16 protein-coding genes are annotated in these 15,488 nt (G+C 43.2%); all 16 read right to left on the minus strand.

The genetic code is table 11. The features are described 5' to 3' along the window. Window positions 1-40: 40 nt before the first annotated feature. Window positions 41-3,574: a transcription-repair coupling factor gene (mfd, locus tag CVV77_RS21405; RefSeq protein ID WP_100276441.1), complete on the minus strand. Its 3,534-nt coding sequence runs from the start codon at window positions 3,572-3,574 to the stop codon at window positions 41-43. Between the two features lie 69 nt (window positions 3,575-3,643). Beyond that, window positions 3,644-3,874 (minus strand): anti-sigma-F factor Fin, encoded by a 231-nt coding sequence (gene fin, locus CVV77_RS21410; RefSeq protein WP_019257254.1) that lies wholly within the window; start codon window positions 3,872-3,874, stop codon window positions 3,644-3,646. A 59-nt stretch (window positions 3,875-3,933) separates the two neighbouring features. Further along, on the minus strand, window positions 3,934-4,500 hold the full coding sequence (gene pth / locus CVV77_RS21415) for an aminoacyl-tRNA hydrolase (RefSeq protein ID WP_088111676.1): 567 nt from the start codon (window positions 4,498-4,500) through the stop codon (window positions 3,934-3,936). Between the two features lie 106 nt (window positions 4,501-4,606). Further along, window positions 4,607-5,224 (minus strand): 50S ribosomal protein L25/general stress protein Ctc, encoded by a 618-nt coding sequence (locus CVV77_RS21420; protein WP_019257252.1) that lies wholly within the window; start codon window positions 5,222-5,224, stop codon window positions 4,607-4,609. An 83-nt stretch (window positions 5,225-5,307) separates the two neighbouring features. Then, on the minus strand, window positions 5,308-6,261 hold the full coding sequence (locus tag CVV77_RS21425; RefSeq protein WP_003218353.1) for a ribose-phosphate diphosphokinase: 954 nt from the start codon (window positions 6,259-6,261) through the stop codon (window positions 5,308-5,310). 22 nt (window positions 6,262-6,283) lie between these two features. Next, complete coding sequence (glmU, locus tag CVV77_RS21430; RefSeq protein WP_003242130.1) at window positions 6,284-7,654, minus strand: bifunctional UDP-N-acetylglucosamine diphosphorylase/glucosamine-1-phosphate N-acetyltransferase GlmU; 1,371 nt, start codon at window positions 7,652-7,654, stop codon at window positions 6,284-6,286. A gap of 192 nt (window positions 7,655-7,846) precedes the next feature. Next, complete coding sequence (gene spoVG / locus CVV77_RS21435) at window positions 7,847-8,140, minus strand: septation regulator SpoVG (protein ID WP_003218346.1); 294 nt, start codon at window positions 8,138-8,140, stop codon at window positions 7,847-7,849. 194 nt (window positions 8,141-8,334) lie between these two features. Then, on the minus strand, window positions 8,335-8,712 hold the full coding sequence (gene ridA, locus CVV77_RS21440; RefSeq protein WP_003226738.1) for a 2-iminobutanoate/2-iminopropanoate deaminase: 378 nt from the start codon (window positions 8,710-8,712) through the stop codon (window positions 8,335-8,337). Next, complete coding sequence (gene purR / locus CVV77_RS21445; protein WP_100276442.1) at window positions 8,709-9,566, minus strand: pur operon repressor; 858 nt, start codon at window positions 9,564-9,566, stop codon at window positions 8,709-8,711. Before purR ends, ridA begins: the two co-directional genes overlap by 4 nt. Window positions 9,567-9,621: 55 nt before the next feature. Next, on the minus strand, window positions 9,622-10,491 hold the full coding sequence (gene ispE / locus CVV77_RS21450; RefSeq protein WP_100276443.1) for a 4-(cytidine 5'-diphospho)-2-C-methyl-D-erythritol kinase: 870 nt from the start codon (window positions 10,489-10,491) through the stop codon (window positions 9,622-9,624). A gap of 147 nt (window positions 10,492-10,638) precedes the next feature. Further along, a complete protein-coding gene (locus tag CVV77_RS21455) occupies window positions 10,639-10,824 on the minus strand; it encodes a small, acid-soluble spore protein, alpha/beta type (RefSeq protein WP_003218333.1) in 186 nt (61 codons plus the stop codon). A gap of 158 nt (window positions 10,825-10,982) precedes the next feature. Then, window positions 10,983-11,243: a biofilm formation stimulator Veg gene (gene veg / locus CVV77_RS21460; RefSeq protein WP_003218330.1), complete on the minus strand. Its 261-nt coding sequence runs from the start codon at window positions 11,241-11,243 to the stop codon at window positions 10,983-10,985. Window positions 11,244-11,453: 210 nt separating this feature from the next. Continuing rightward, window positions 11,454-12,326: a sporulation-specific protease PrtG gene (prtG, locus tag CVV77_RS21465; RefSeq protein ID WP_019257249.1), complete on the minus strand. Its 873-nt coding sequence runs from the start codon at window positions 12,324-12,326 to the stop codon at window positions 11,454-11,456. 160 nt (window positions 12,327-12,486) lie between these two features. Next, window positions 12,487-13,365, minus strand: coding sequence for a 16S rRNA (adenine(1518)-N(6)/adenine(1519)-N(6))-dimethyltransferase RsmA (gene rsmA / locus CVV77_RS21470; protein WP_088111679.1), 879 nt, complete (start codon window positions 13,363-13,365; stop codon window positions 12,487-12,489). Continuing rightward, complete coding sequence (gene rnmV, locus CVV77_RS21475) at window positions 13,358-13,918, minus strand: ribonuclease M5 (RefSeq protein WP_084993273.1); 561 nt, start codon at window positions 13,916-13,918, stop codon at window positions 13,358-13,360. The genes rsmA and rnmV overlap by 8 nt, the downstream gene beginning before the upstream one ends. A 144-nt stretch (window positions 13,919-14,062) precedes the next feature. Continuing rightward, a complete protein-coding gene (locus CVV77_RS21480; RefSeq protein ID WP_088111680.1) occupies window positions 14,063-15,376 on the minus strand; it encodes a ubiquitin-like domain-containing protein in 1,314 nt (437 codons plus the stop codon). Window positions 15,377-15,488: the final 112 nt, after the last annotated feature.

The following is a 15,488-nucleotide window of genomic DNA, read 5'->3' on the forward strand; positions in this document are numbered from 1 at the left end:
CGTAACATCAAATGTAATATACACCAGAGAGTAACAAAATTTACGTTGATGAAATGGTTTGTTTTTTCACATCTTTTAAGCCCTTCAGCATGCCCAGCACGGTTTCGAGCCATTCATCGGCACTTCGGCCTTTCGTCTGTATGGAGATTTTGAGTTTTTTGCCTTCCATTCCCAGTCCGATTTGCCTGCCATATTTATTGCCGAGCTCAAACAGCTTCTGGCCGTCAATTTCAGCACTTGCTTCTTCAGAAATTGTCAATCTGACAGCATCTTTATCCTGCTTAATCAGCTCAACACGTTCATACTTCGCATAAACCTTCATTTCTGCAACAGTAAACAAGTATTCGACTTCTTTTGGATAGTTTCCAAACCGGTCGATCATTTCGTCTTGAAGTTCATTCTTCTCTTCGATTGTAGCCACAGACCTGAAGCGTTTATACATATCAATTTTCTGTTTGCCGTCTTGAATATATGTTTCCGGAATATATGCATCAAGCTCAACATCAATTTCTGTTTCAAACTGCTCCGTCTTCGCTGTGTCTCCTTTACGCTCTTCAATGGCCTCCTTCAGCATTTGTGAATAGAGGTCAAATCCGACCGAATCGATGAAGCCATGCTGCTGGGCGCCAAGAAGATTCCCGGCTCCGCGAATCGTTAAGTCACGCATTGCGATTTTAAAACCAGAACCAAGCTCTGTGAATTCTTTAATGGCCTGCAGCCTTTTTTCAGCCACTTCTGTCAGCACTTTATCCCTGCGGTACGTGAAGTACGCATACGCCACACGATTAGACCGGCCGACGCGTCCCCGCAGCTGATAAAGCTGGGAAAGACCCATCTTGTCGGCATCAAATACGATCAGCGTATTGACGTTCGGAATGTCAACGCCTGTTTCAATAATGGTTGTGCTGACGAGAACGTCTGATTCTCCTTCAAGGAAACTTAGCATAACGGTTTCTAATTCGTTTTCTGTCATTTTCCCGTGCGCATACGCTACCTTTGCGTCAGGGACAAGCATTGAGATTTCATCCGCCTTCCGCTCGATATCCTCTACCCGGTTGTACAAGAAATAGACCTGGCCTCCGCGTGCAAGCTCACGCTCAATCGCCTCTCTGACAAGGGCGCCGTTGTATTCCACAACATACGTCTGTACGGGGAATCGGTTTTCCGGCGGAGTCTCGATGACTGAAAGGTCCCTTACGCCAAGCATAGACATATGCAGCGTACGCGGAATCGGCGTCGCTGTTAAAGTTAATACATCAACATTGGCTTTGATCTGTTTGATCTTTTCTTTATGGGTTACACCAAAACGCTGCTCTTCATCAATGATGAGGAGTCCTAAGTCTTTATACACGACATCTTTTGACAGCAGCCGGTGCGTCCCGATGACGATATCAACAGTCCCGTTTTTCAATCCTTTGATTGTTTCGTTCGCTTCTTTTCTCGTTCTGAATCTGCTGAGCAGGCCGATATTAATCGGATAGTCCTGGAAGCGCTCTTTAATGGTTTCATAGTGCTGCTGTGCCAAAATTGTTGTCGGAACGAGCAGAGCTACCTGCTTTCCGTCACCGATCGCCTTAAACGCGGCACGTATGGCAACCTCTGTTTTACCGTAGCCTACATCTCCGCATAGCAAGCGGTCCATCGGACGTTCTCTTTCCATGTCCTTTTTGATTTCGTGAATGGAACGGAGCTGATCCTCGGTTTCTTGATAAGGGAACGCCGATTCAAATTCACGCTGCATTTCATGGTCAGGAGAAAACGCATAGCCCTTGCTCGCTTCCCTTTCGGCATACAGCTTAATTAAATCATCAGCAATATCCTGAACCGATGTCTCTACTTTTTTCTTGACCCGTTTCCATTCGCTTCCGCCTAATTTATACAGCTTCGGCTCTTTTCCTTCGGAGCCGACATATTTTTGCACCTGGTCAATTTGTTCCACAGGGACGTAAAGCTTGTCGCTTCCCTGATAATGAATGTTTAAATAGTCTTTGTGGATCCCATTGATTTCAAGGGTTTCAATCCCTAAATACTTTCCGATCCCGTGATTAATATGAACGACATAATCACCGATTTGAAGCTCGGAATAGCTTTTAATACGCTCAGCATTTGTAAGCTTCTGTTTTCGAGGCTTCTTTTTCACACGGTTTTTGAACAGTTCTTCTTCCGTAATAACGGCAAGCTTCATTAACGGCAGCTCAAATCCCGATTGGAGCTCGCCTTCCATGATATAGACCTGTCCCTGAACAAGCGCTTTTTTGCTGTCTGTCATGGCGGCTTCGATTTCATAATCAGCGAGAACAGAAGATAATCTCTGTGTACGTTCCTTGTTGGCTCCTAAGAATACAACGGTGAAATTGGATTTTTTAAAGCGTTCCATTTCACCCGCCAGCACATTCATTTGGCCATGGAAACTCTGCATTTGTCTGCTTGACACATTGACGATATTTTGCGGACTCGTGTGGTGTACATGCCGCAAAAATAAAGAATAGTACAGCAGAGGGCGTTTTTGCTCAGCCACTATTTTTTGGAAGCTGAATGACAAACTGATGTCATGCAAAATCTTCCCTTCCTCAAGAAGGTTTGTTATGAACTCCGCTTCTTCTTTTTGAAGCTGTTCTTCCATCTCATGAATCCGGCTGACTTCATCCAAAATCAGAAGTGTATTATCAGGTGTATAATCTAGTAAACTAGCAGGCTTTTCATAGAAATATGAGAGATACTTCACCAGCTCCTGATCTGTCTGGCCTTCAGACAAGCGTTCTTTGTCGTGAGAAATATTCGTGTGAAGGATTTCTTTTTGCTTGTCGAGCTTTAATTTTTTCAGGCTAGCGGCAAGACCTTCATCCATTTTTTCCATCGCCCGCGCTTTTTCTTCAGGTCTGATAATCAATTCCTTCGCAGGACCGATATTGATCGAGGTAAGCGTCTCAATTGACCGCTGATCATCTGAGTTAAAGCTGCGGATTGAATCAACTTCGGTGTCAAAAAGTTCAATTCTCACCGGATGCTCTGAAGTCAGCGGGTAAATGTCAATGATTCCTCCGCGAATACTGAATTCCCCGGGTGCAGAAACCATATCAGACCGCTCATATCCTACCTCTACCAGCCGTGATGCAAGCTGATCAGGTTCGATATCATGGCCCACTTGAATGAGCATTTGGCTGTTTTTCCACACCTCTACAGGCGGCAGCATTCTTCTGATTGCAGCTACAGGAGCAACGACAATTGGCGCTTCTCCATTCGTTAATCTATTAATGACATCTAATCGCTGCGCCCGCAATTCAGGGCTTGCGACTGCGATTTCTGATGAAATAAGTTCATTGACGGGGTACAAAAGGACAGACCGATCCTCTAGAAGTGCAGTCAGATCATCCGTTACTTTCTGGGCTTGATATAAGTTATGGGTGATTAGAAAGATAGGCTTATTCGTTTCATTAGCCAGGGCAGAAGTAAAAACAGAACGCGCGGAACCCGACAGACCCGCGAGCAGCTGTTCCTTCAGCCCCTCGTGTAAACCGTTGATGATGGATTTAAAGTCATCGCTTTCTTTTATAAAGGTTTGAATGTTGTCCATATGGCCCCTCCTCTCTGTTTCCTGTGAGAACAGAAAAACGCTTTGGTCTAGTCTCTACACCAAAGCTTTTTATTGAATAAATGTGTGATGTTCGTGGTAATGCGGATTTCGGTCAAGCGCCTCTTGGCAATCTTCACATATTGTCAAAACATGGACATCTCCATTATCTTTATAAGAAATCATATCGTTTCTTTCCTCGTTTGTTAAGTGCTGAAATCCAAGTGAGTCAGTCGATACCATGGAAGATTCAAGACTGCCTACTTTCACTCCGCAGTGACGACAATAATAATGCAAAGCCATACAAGGGACCTCCTGATGAAAAAGTCATTTTGGTGTAGTATGGACTTTGTTGATTCATTTTATACCTTCGCGTTAAATTCGTTCATGACTTCTAAAAACGGTTTGCTCAGAGAAGCTTCACAAGCCTTCACAGATTTATCGACCGCTCCGTCAATCTCAGGTGCCTCCTCCTTGGTGAAGGAGCCCAACACATAATCAACGACCTTCATGCCGTTTACAGGCCGGCCGATTCCGATGCGTATGCGGTCAAACTCGGATGTTCCAAGATGCTGAATCAGTGATTTGATGCCATTGTGCCCTCCAGCGCTTCCTTTCGTTCTTAAACGGATCTTGCCAGTCGGAAGATCAAGATCGTCGTAAATGACTGTCAAATCTTCATTATCGACATCATAATAGTCCATTAAAGGCCGCAAACATTCTCCTGATAAATTCATATATGTAAGCGGTTTAACAAGTAGAACCTTTTTGCCGGAAACAAATCCGGTTCCGTATAATCCGTTAAATTTATTTTGATTCAGCTCAATATTCCATTCCTTCGCAAGCTGATCTATCACCATAAATCCGACATTATGCCGTGTATTTTCATAGTTCTTCCCGGGGTTTCCGAGACCGGCAATTACAAACATGGCGAATCCTCCCTTAGTTACATAAACTCCCGCCTGCATAGCGGGCTATAATTCTTCTCATTCTAGCACAAAAGACGTAACCTCGGGAGGGTTACGCCTTAAGCTATTATTGTTCTTTGTTTTCACCTTCAGGCTGAGCATCGGCAGATTCCTCTTCATCTATCTCAGCTGCTTCCTGCTGCTGCGGAGGAAGGATAGAAGCTACGACCTCATCTGATTCATGATGAAAGGAGTAGTCACCGCCAGCAGGCAAATCCGCAATAGTCAGTACTTCATTTACATCGAGGTTTGAAATGTCAGCCTCAATCGTTTGCGGAATGGCTTTTGGCTTAGCCTTTACAGTAAGTGCATACAGCGGTTGCTGCAATACGCCTCCGTTTTTCACTCCAATGGCTTCTCCGGTCAGATGAATCGGAACTTCCACCTCAATGTCTTCACTCATATTGACAACTTGAAAGTCAGCATGAGTGATTTCATTTTTCAGCGGGTCCGTTTGCAGGTCTGTTACCATGACAGAATGTTTTTCTCCGCTGACGTCAAGCGTGATGACTGTATTTTTACCTTCGTCCCTCAGCGTTTTGATCAGCTCCACACTGTCTAATGATACAGGTTTGTTTCCCGTGTCTTTCCCGTATATGATACCTGGAACATGTCCTGAAGTACGGATATTCCGAAGAGACGAACGAGTAAAGTCCGTTCTTTCTTTTGCCGTTAAAGTTGCCATATTCAGCACCATCCTATTATCGTTTTATTGTCCTATTACAAACAATACCCATAACGATAAGGATTTAAACCTCAAATATCGGTTTAGCTGAACAGATAGCTGACTGATTGCTGCTCATGAACGCGAATAATCGCTTCAGCCAGAAGCGGTCCGACTGAAAGCTGCTTGAACCGTTCAATTTTCTTTTCTTCAGGAAGCTTGATGCTGTTTGTCACAACAAGCTCTTTAATTGTTGAATTATTAATCCGTTCAACAGCAGGGCCTGATAGCACAGGGTGTGTACAGCATGCATATACTTCTTTCGCCCCGTTTTCAACGAGCGCATTAGCAGCAAGTGTAATGGTACCTGCAGTATCAATAATGTCATCGATCAGGATAGCGGTCTTCCCTTCGATATTACCAACAATATTCATGACTTCCGCCACGTTTGGACGCGGACGGCGTTTATCGATAATCGCAATCGGCGCTTTTAGTCGGTCAGCCAGTTTGCGGGCGCGTGTCACACCGCCGTGGTCTGGTGAAACAATGACGATATCTTCAAGGTTTTTGCCTTCAAAATATTCTCCTAAAATCGGAACACCCATTAAGTGGTCAATCGGTATATCAAAGAATCCTTGAATTTGCGGCGCATGCAGGTCAAGTGCAATCACACGAGTCGCACCGGCTGTTTCAAGCAGGTTAGCGAAAAGTTTTGCTGTGATTGGCTCACGGGATCTTGCTTTTCTGTCTTGACGCGCATAACCGTAATAAGGAATAACAATGTTAATCGTTTTTGCAGAAGCGCGTTTTAACGCATCTACCATAATCAGCAGTTCCATAATATGCTCGTTAACGGGGTCACTTGTAGACTGGATGATATAACAGTCACATCCGCGAATACTTTCTTCGATATTAATTTGGACTTCCCCGTCACTAAATCTTGTGACAGAACATTTCCCTAATTGAACTCCAACTATATCTGCGATTTCTTTTGCAAGCTCTGGATTCGAATTCAAAGAAAAAATCTTTAAATTCTTATCTCCGTATTGATTAGACATGGATAAACCTCCGAATTTAGGATTATTTTTTATGAATATTTTTCACATAATCGTCTTTATTTACTTGTCTCGCTCTGGCAATAGCAAGCGCTTTTCCAGGTACATCTTCCGTAACAGTTGAACCTGCCGCTACATAAGCGCCTTCTCCGACTGTGACAGGGGCAACCAAGTTGGAGTTGCAGCCGATAAACGCGCCGTCTTCAATTTTCGTCAAATATTTATTCTTTCCATCATAATTGACAGTTATTGAACCGCAGCCCAAGTTTACATCTGTGCCTACCTCAGCATCACCGACATAGCTTAAATGAGAAGCCTTGCTTCGGTCTCCGAATTGAGTCTTTTTGATTTCAACAAAATTCCCGATCTTCACTTCATTCCCGATGACAGAATCAGGTCTGATGTGAGCAAAAGGTCCTATGTTTACATCATTCCCCACTTTACTGTGATTGACTACCGATTGTTTAATGACCGTACGGCTGCCAATTGAACTATTCATAATCTCCGTATGAGGGCCGATAATCGTATCTTCTCCGATTTGCACCTCACCTTTAATCACAGTTCCAGGATAAATCACAGTATCGCTTCCGATGACAGCGTCAGGAGAAATATACGTATTCATCGGGTCAATCAGCGTTACGCCATTTTGCATATGCCTTTTATTAATACGCTCTTTCATAAATTGTTCTGCCTGAGAAAGAGCAACTCTATCATTAACTCCGAGCGTTTCTTGGAAATTACCAGTCTGGTAAGCGGCAACAGTTTCGCCTTCGTTTTTAAGAATCTCTATGACATCCGGCAAATAATACTCACCTTGAGCATTATCATTAGACACCTGATCAATGGCCCGGAATAGTGCTTCATTATCAAAACAATACGTACCGGTATTGATCTCAGTCACAAGACGTTCCTCTTCAGAGGCGTCCTTATGCTCAACGATTTTTTGAACCGCTCCGTTTGCGCCGCGAATAATACGGCCGTATCCGGTTGGATCTTCTGCAACCGCAGTTAAAATCGTAGCTTTCGCTTCTCTCTGTGTATGTTCTTTCAGCATCTGTTCCATTGTCTCTGCTGTTAAAAGCGGCGTATCTCCGCAAATGACAATCGTGACGCCTTTTTCGTCAGCAAGAAATGGCTGTGCCTGTTTTACCGCATGAGCAGTGCCAAGCTGTTCTGCTTGAAGCGCGTACTCGCTTTTATCACTAAGCTGCTTTTTCACTTCTTCCGCACCATGTCCGACAATCGTGACGAGCTTTGATAAAGATAACTTTAAGGCTTCGTCCACGACGTGTTCTACCATAGGCTTACCGCAAACTGGATGAAGGACTTTATAAAGCTTCGATTTCATTCTCGTTCCTTGTCCAGCCGCTAAAACAACTGCAAACCGCTTATCCATTTATTGGCCTCCAATATCCCTTTTATCCATAGAAAAATATATCCTAAATATCTTCTGATTTCAAGGAGACTTCATGAAGTGCAAGAATTTTCTATTGAGTGCAATTAAGTTTGAAAAATCAGAATTAAAAAAGGACTGCCGTTAAAAGGCTTTTGTCAGCCCTTTCAGCAGTCCTTGCTTTTTGGTTATTTTTTAAGAAGCTCCAGCTTCTTCGAATTCTAATGCTTCAGTGTCACCCAGACGATGATACTCATTTAACACGGCATCTTGAATCTTTCCTCGCGTGCTTGAATTAATTGGATGAGCAATATCGCGGAACTCTCCATCAGGGGTGCGTTTACTCGGCATCGCAACGAAAAGACCATTGTTTCCATCAATCACACGAATATCATGTACAACAAATTCGTGATCCAGCGTGATGGATGCAATCGCTCTCATGCGACCATCGGTATTCACGCGGCGTAATCTTACGTCAGTAACTTCCACAGTAGTTCACCACCTTTTCCCTATATAAAAGCATTAGTGTATCAATTCCACGATTTTTCCTGAAATCCTGCTCGTTTTTAAAATATTTTTTGAAAAAATAGGATATAGTTACACAATTAGGTCATAACGCTTTTATTTCGGGCATAAGGTAAATAAAAAAGTGATTCCGAGCTCACCCAGAATCACTTTTCTTATTATTTTACCAATGCAATAACTTCGATCTCGACCAGCGCGTCCTTCGGGAGTCTCGCGACTTCAACACAGGATCTCGCCGGTTTGTGTGTGTCAAAATATTGTCCGTACACTTCGTTTACTTCCGCAAACTGTTCCATGTCCGCGATAAATACAGTTGCTTTTACAACCGTTTCAAAAGAAGCGCCTGCTTCTTCCAGCACCGCTTTTAAGTTGCTGAATACTTGATGAGTCTGCTCCTTAATATCACCGTTCACCATTTCGCCTGAAGGAGTTAAAGGAATTTGGCCTGAGCTGTAAAACATATTATTTACGATTATCCCTTGTGAATAAGGCCCGATTGCCGCTGGGGCATGTTTTGTATGGACTGCTTTTGTCATGATTCTATCTCTCCATTCTTTAAAAGATTGTCTTTAAAAAAACGCAGAAAATTGCCATTCTGAATTTCAATGGACTTCTCTTTCATGTTGATGGTTGAAAGAGTAAGAAGTGACATATATTCATCAACAAGACGCTCATCTACTCCTTCGGCTTCAACCAAGACGCCGATCCCCGCCACATTTGCGTTAAACTCATCCAACAGGTTAATCATACCATTAATTGTGCCGCCTGCTTTCATAAAGTCATCAATAATGAGTACGTTTGAACCCGTTTTCATGCTTCTTTTCGCTAGTGACATCGTTTGAATGCGGTTTGAGGAACCTGAGACGTAATTAATGCTGACTGTGGAGCCTTCTGTTACCTTGTTGTCTTTGCGAACGATGACGACAGGGACATTCAGATAGCTCGCAGCTGCGTACGCCAAAGGGATGCCTTTCGTGGCAACGGTCATGACTACATCAATTTCGCGGTCTGCAAACACAGAAGCAAACAGCTTCCCCACCTTGGAGAGTACAGATGGCTTTCCTAAGATATCCGTTAAATATACATAACCGCCCGGAAGGATACGCTCAGGATTTGCCAGCGACTTTCCAAGTGTCTGCACAAACTCTTCAGCTTCAGCCTGCTTCATTTTCGGAATATATTTGACGCCTCCGGCAGCTCCGGGAACAGTAAGCAAAGTACCGATCCCCTGCTGCTCAAAGGTTTGCTTAATAATCGTTAAATCTTCACTGATCGATGATTTTGCAGATTCATACCGCTCAGAAAAAAAGGTTAGCGGTATTAACTCGTGCGGATGGGTTAACAAGTAATTTGTTAAGTCCACCAATCTGCCGCTGCGACGAAACTTCATGAACTTACCCCCAAAATCCGAATATTTTAAGATCAATATAACTTAACATACGGATTTAATCAAGAGCGTTCTGTTCGCCGATCATTCTTACCGCATAAACTTGATCGCAGAAGCCTCTTAACCCGTTATAAATTCTTTGCACCTTCGACTCATACTGAACCAGCCCAAACACCGTCGGGCCGCTCCCGCTCATTAACACGGCATCTGCGCCAAAGCGTTTCATCTGGTTTTTGATCATCGCGACTTCAGGATGCATATCAAGCGTAACAGATTCAAGCACATTGCCTAAACGGCTGCACATCTTTTGAAAACTCTTTTCCTCTATAGCCTCAATCATGCCTTGTACATCCGGATGCTCTACATCATTCAGCTTCAGCTGTCGGTACACCTCAGCAGTTGAAACACCGATTGTCGGCTTTGCTAAAATGACCCAGCAGTGCGGAGGCGTGCTGATGTGTTTAATTTTCTCCCCGCGTCCTGTTGCTAGTGCAGTCCCGCCATAGACACAAAATGAAACGTCGGAGCCAATTTCCGCTCCAAGCTCAGCAAGCGTTTCTGCAGAAAGATTTAAATTCCACAGTCTGTTCAGCCCTCTGAACGTCGCAGCCGCATCACTGCTTCCGCCGGCAAGACCGGCAGCCACCGGAATCACCTTCGTAATCATGATGGAAACTCCCTTTTTCACGTTGTATCTGTCCTTGATCAGCTTGGCAGCCTGATAAGCTAAGTTTCTTTGGTCATCAGGCACAAAACGGTTGTGGGAGGAAACCCTCACTTCATCCTCTGCCAGCTCCGTCAATTCAATCCGATCCGCTAAATCAATCGTCGTCATGATCATTTCGACTTCATGATAGCCATCCGGGCGTTTTCGGGTGACGTCAAGTGACAGATTGATCTTTGCTGGCGCTTTTTCTAAAATACGCATAGCTTTCACCTACTTCTCCATCTAAACATAAGTATGAACATTGTATCACATTTGAAGTACAGGATGAACATATCCATATTGCGGCCCATTATGTATTTATATCCAACACAAAAAACCGGGGAACGGCACGTCCCCCGGGTCACATCCTTATCGGTTATTCTGATTCTGAGCCATTTGCTGTTCGGCGATTTCAATGGCGCGCTTTACCATGTTACCGGCATCGCGAGCCCGAATTTCGCCCCAGCCGCCATTTTTGACTGTATCATAAAAACCAAGGTCTTTAGCCAGCTCATATTTAAACTCATCTGACATAACTCCACGACGTCTGCCCAAACGAAACAACCCCTTTTTTAGAAGTGATAGCCATTCGTGCACGTCACGATAATATGTGACTGTTTTATCTTTTGTTAAATCAGATGGAACTTTCGTTAAAATTACTGGAAACCAAAAAAGGCAAAACAAAAAGCAGTAAACAAAAGGTTCACTGCCCGTTAAAATGCTACTGAGCTTGCGGCGTCATCATTAAATGTCAGCTCAACAGTCTCAGTCAAAATATCAGCATAACTGTATGAAACTCTTTCAAACGAGTTCTCGTCTTGATCTAGTTGTATCACAAAAACAGAAGGGTACGTCTCAGCTAAAATGCCCGAACGCTCAATCGTTTTTCGGCGGCCACCGTTTGCTTTTAACGTCAGCCTTTTACCTAAATTCCCATCAAGCGATCTTTTAATATCGGACAACGTCTTCGCCATTGCATCCACCTCACTACATTTATTGTACAACACGAGCCCATTTTTGTCAAATAAAATTTAAATTATATCAACGTTAATAAGACGTTGTCAATAAAATTATTTTGACAAAATTCTATGATTCCTCAATTATTTTCCGCAAGTTTCGGTAAATTATGTATCATTATGTAAAATAAAAAACCCGCATAGATCTTCGATGCGGGTTTTCATCTGTTAATTGGACTTATAAGGCATTCCAATTCTCAGCACTCCTCTTGTTTCAATACCTCCAAGCCCTTTCTCTCTTGTCAGCGTATTACGGAGCACTTCCCATACATTGATTCGTTCCATAAACGGCGTAAAGCTGATTTTCGCGACGATATACACCGGATCAAGCGCATGGATGTTTACTCTTGATGGAGAACTCGCGAAATTTGCCCCCGCTCTTATGAGTGATTCAAAATGGGATTGGCAGGCCCCTGCAAAAATAACAAGCTGATCTAAGTGAGGGATCTTTTTTCGGGCGTTATGAACCGTTTCAACAAAGTGCTTTGAATGTCTGTACGCGTTCAAATCATCAATGCCGCCCTTTTGCTTCGAGTACGCATCATGCCCTGTTACCACCAGGATATCAGGTCGATATTTGTCGAGTAATTCTTCAATAGAAGCAGACATTTTCTTTTCATGGCAATGGATTCCGTAAACCGGCACTCCAATTTTTTTATAGACATTCAGGCATTTTTTCAGATACGCTTCATCACCGTCCAGATGAAGCACCTTGCCCGGCATATGAAAATAATGCTCCTGATGCTGATATTGGCTTGTCGCATAGTACTCCTGCTTTTCTCTGAGCAGCTTATAATCCTGGCGGAGCAATTCGAGCGATTCATTCATTCTGCTCTCATCTTTCTTTTTCCGCATCATCTGCTCATCTTTTTTCACTGCTACCAGATCAGAAAAATCCGCATCAGCAATCAGCCTGACTGCATCGCCATGCAAAATGGCGATTGAATTTCCTTTGCTTGTTTGCTCTATTCCAATAATGCGAAACAAAACATCCATTTGATAAGATTTTCTGGCTACCATATCCCCTATTTGAAATTGCACGTTCCTCACTCCACACATAGACTAAGCCTCATCATGAAAGAAAGAGCCTTGAGAAAGCGCCTTTTTTCGCTGAGTCCAAGTTTTTCTTATCATTGAATTAAAGGTCCTTCTCTAGCCTATGTAGCGGCAGTCCATGTGGTGCGCAAAACAAAAAGCCCTTTTAGAAAAGGGCTTTATACAATCCGTTAGACAGCACTGCGAACTCCTCAATAGACAGGGATTCCCCTCGGCGCTTGCCGTCAATATTTGTTTCTTCCAGCACTTGCTCAATCGTTGATTTTTGTGCTTTTCCTTCAGGCAGGTTGTTGACTAAGTTATTGAGCAGCGTTTTACGGCGCTGAGCAAAGCTTGCCTTGATTAACTGAAAGAAAAAGGCTTCGTTTTCCACGTCCACTGCCGGTCCCTCGCGGAGAATCAGCCGAATGACTGCGGAATCTACGTTAGGCTGAGGAACAAACACGGTTTTCGGAACGATCATCACCGTTTTGGCTTCTGTATAAAATTGCACCGCGATTGAAAGTGAACCGTATTCCTTAGATGAAGGGTCTGCCGCCATGCGCTCAGCCACTTCTTTTTGCAGCATGACCACAATCCCTTTCAGCGGAAGATGTTCTTCAAGCAGTTTCATGATAATCGGCGTTGTCACATAATAAGGAAGGTTGGCTACTACCATGATCTCATCACAGTCTTGAAATTGTTCTTCAATGACCGACTTGACATCAGCCTTTAATACATCCTGATGAATGACAGTGACATTGTCATAAGGGGATAGTGTATCTTTCAGGATCGGTAATAATCGCTGGTCAATTTCAAATGCCACGACCTTTTTCGCCCGCTTGGCGAGTTGTTCGGTCAAAGCCCCGATTCCCGGGCCGATTTCAATGACACCTGTTTTCTCCGTCACTTCCGCGTGATCGACAATTCTGTCTAAAATGTTCGTATCAATTAAGAAATTCTGTCCTAAGCTCTTTTTAAAAGAAAAACCGTATTTTTTCAGTATCTCTTTCGTTCTAATCGGTGTCGCAATATCTTTATTCATTCTGTTCCTCCCGCATAACGGTATCGAGCGCACTCATAAAATCACTTTTTTTAATTTGAAACATTTGCAGCCGTTTTTGAAGCTGTTTGCCATTTGTATAGCCGATTTTCAACAAATCACCCAATCGCTCACGGCGGCGTTTGGCGGCAGATCCGCCAATCAGTCCGGCATGAATCAGATCCTCAGCTGAAATCTCACTCGGCTGCGCTTCCATCTCTTCGTGCACGTTTTCTAAACATGCCCTAATGCTTTCAATCGATGCGTGCTCCACACCAATTCCCCGCTTGTTTTTAGGTTTTGCAAGATGCTTTGGCAAAAAAGCATGCTTACAGCCGGGTACAGCCTCAGAAATGGTTTTGCGGATCTTCTCTCCTGGGAAGTCCGGATCCGTCAAAATGATAACGCCTCTGGTCTTCTGAGCCAAACGGATTTGGTCAATCACATGATCATCGATGGCTGAACCATTTGTTTCAATTGTGTCTGCATCAACAGCCAATTTGATGCGGGCCGTATCGTCACGCCCCTCGACCACAATGATCTCTTTAATTTTCATTATTTCCTCCAAGGTAAAATAAAAACTTTTGTATATTCATGAAACTTTTTCTTATGTCGAGCGTCTAATAAGCAGAAAATACACTTTGTCTATTATAACGAAAAAAACAGAGGGCGCAAAACCCTCTGAATACATAAGTATATATTAATTTAAGATTTTAATTTTGACTGTTTTATTTCCCCATCGGTACGCCGATGATTTTTCCGGGAAAAAGACGTCTATTTTGTTCCCTTTAATCGCTGAACCAGTATCTGCAGCAATGGCATATCCATAGCCTTCAACGTGAACTTTGGAGCCTAGCGGAATAACATTTGGATCTACAGCGATAACTTTCGCATTCGGATTATTTTTCAAATTGACGCCTGTAGCTGTATGTCCTGAACAACCGCTGCAGCTAGCTGTATAAGCCGTAGATGATACAGTCATGACTTTGCCTGTTGATTCATTGCTGCGGGACACGACTGTTTTTGAATCCCCGGAAGCACTGACCTTTTCAATCTTTGGACTGCTTTGCTTTGTGCCGACAGCAACCACCTTATCTTTGCTTTGTTCAGCTGTTTCTTCTTTTACAAGCTCTCTGGACACTTCTTTGCCGTTTTCTTTAACGACTTCGAAATGTTTTTTAAGCTTGCCTTCTTTTCCTTTTTGGACGACCTTTTCTATCCCTTTTTCAAGAGAAGCGTCTTCTTGCTTTTTCACATCGAACGCGATTTTCTCTTCAACTACATCGGTGACCTTTTCGATACGAGTAATTGTAATATCAGCCTTTCCTTTCGTCAGCTTTGCATCTAACGCAGGCTTGATTTTATCTTCGTCTTTTATGTTCATCTTTTGCTGTTTTAAAAAGTCAGCGACCGTAGTCGAAGTCGTCCAGATCTTCTTTTGTTTTCCTGCATCATTCACAGTAACCTGAAATGCGGGTTCTATGTTAATCTTCATGTCTTTCGAAATATCTGTATCTATTGCGGGATCAATTTGATCGTGTTCTTTTACATCAACATCTTTTTCGTCCAGTAATGCACCGACCGTTTTTGCTGTTGACCATAATGTCTTTTCTTCCCCGTTTATTGTAAGCTTCACAGGTTTTGCAGCCTCGTACACAACGTCCATATCTGCTGTTATCTTTGTCTGTTTAGCAGGTGTGATCTTGTCTTCGTCTCTTGTCTTTATATCAAGCGTCTCTAAAAGATCACCGACCGTTTTTGCATGTGTGCGTATATGTTTCTTTTTGCCATTGATAGAAACTGAGACTGATTGTTTTGTCAGCTCATGAGCCGCATACGCAGTCCCGCTTCCTGCCAATAGCAAACAAGCAGCAACCAGAATGACTTTGCTTTTGCTAAGCTTTACGGAAAACAGCTTTTTCATTTTTTGTATGATGAAAAACGCCTCCTTCTCCTCGGAGAGATTATATAGAGTATCTAAAAGGCTGTCAACCCTCCCTTCTCTTTCTCCCAAAAGCTCAGTGTCTTCTTCATTATCCTGAAATACAATGAGAAACGGAAGAAAGACTTGTCGACAAACCTATCCTATGAGGAGAAGAAAGCATGTAGAACTTTTATAGAAAAAC

The organism is Bacillus sp. SN1 (genome assembly GCF_002796895.1).
Taxonomy (GTDB): Bacteria; Bacillota; Bacilli; order Bacillales; family Bacillaceae; genus Bacillus; species Bacillus inaquosorum.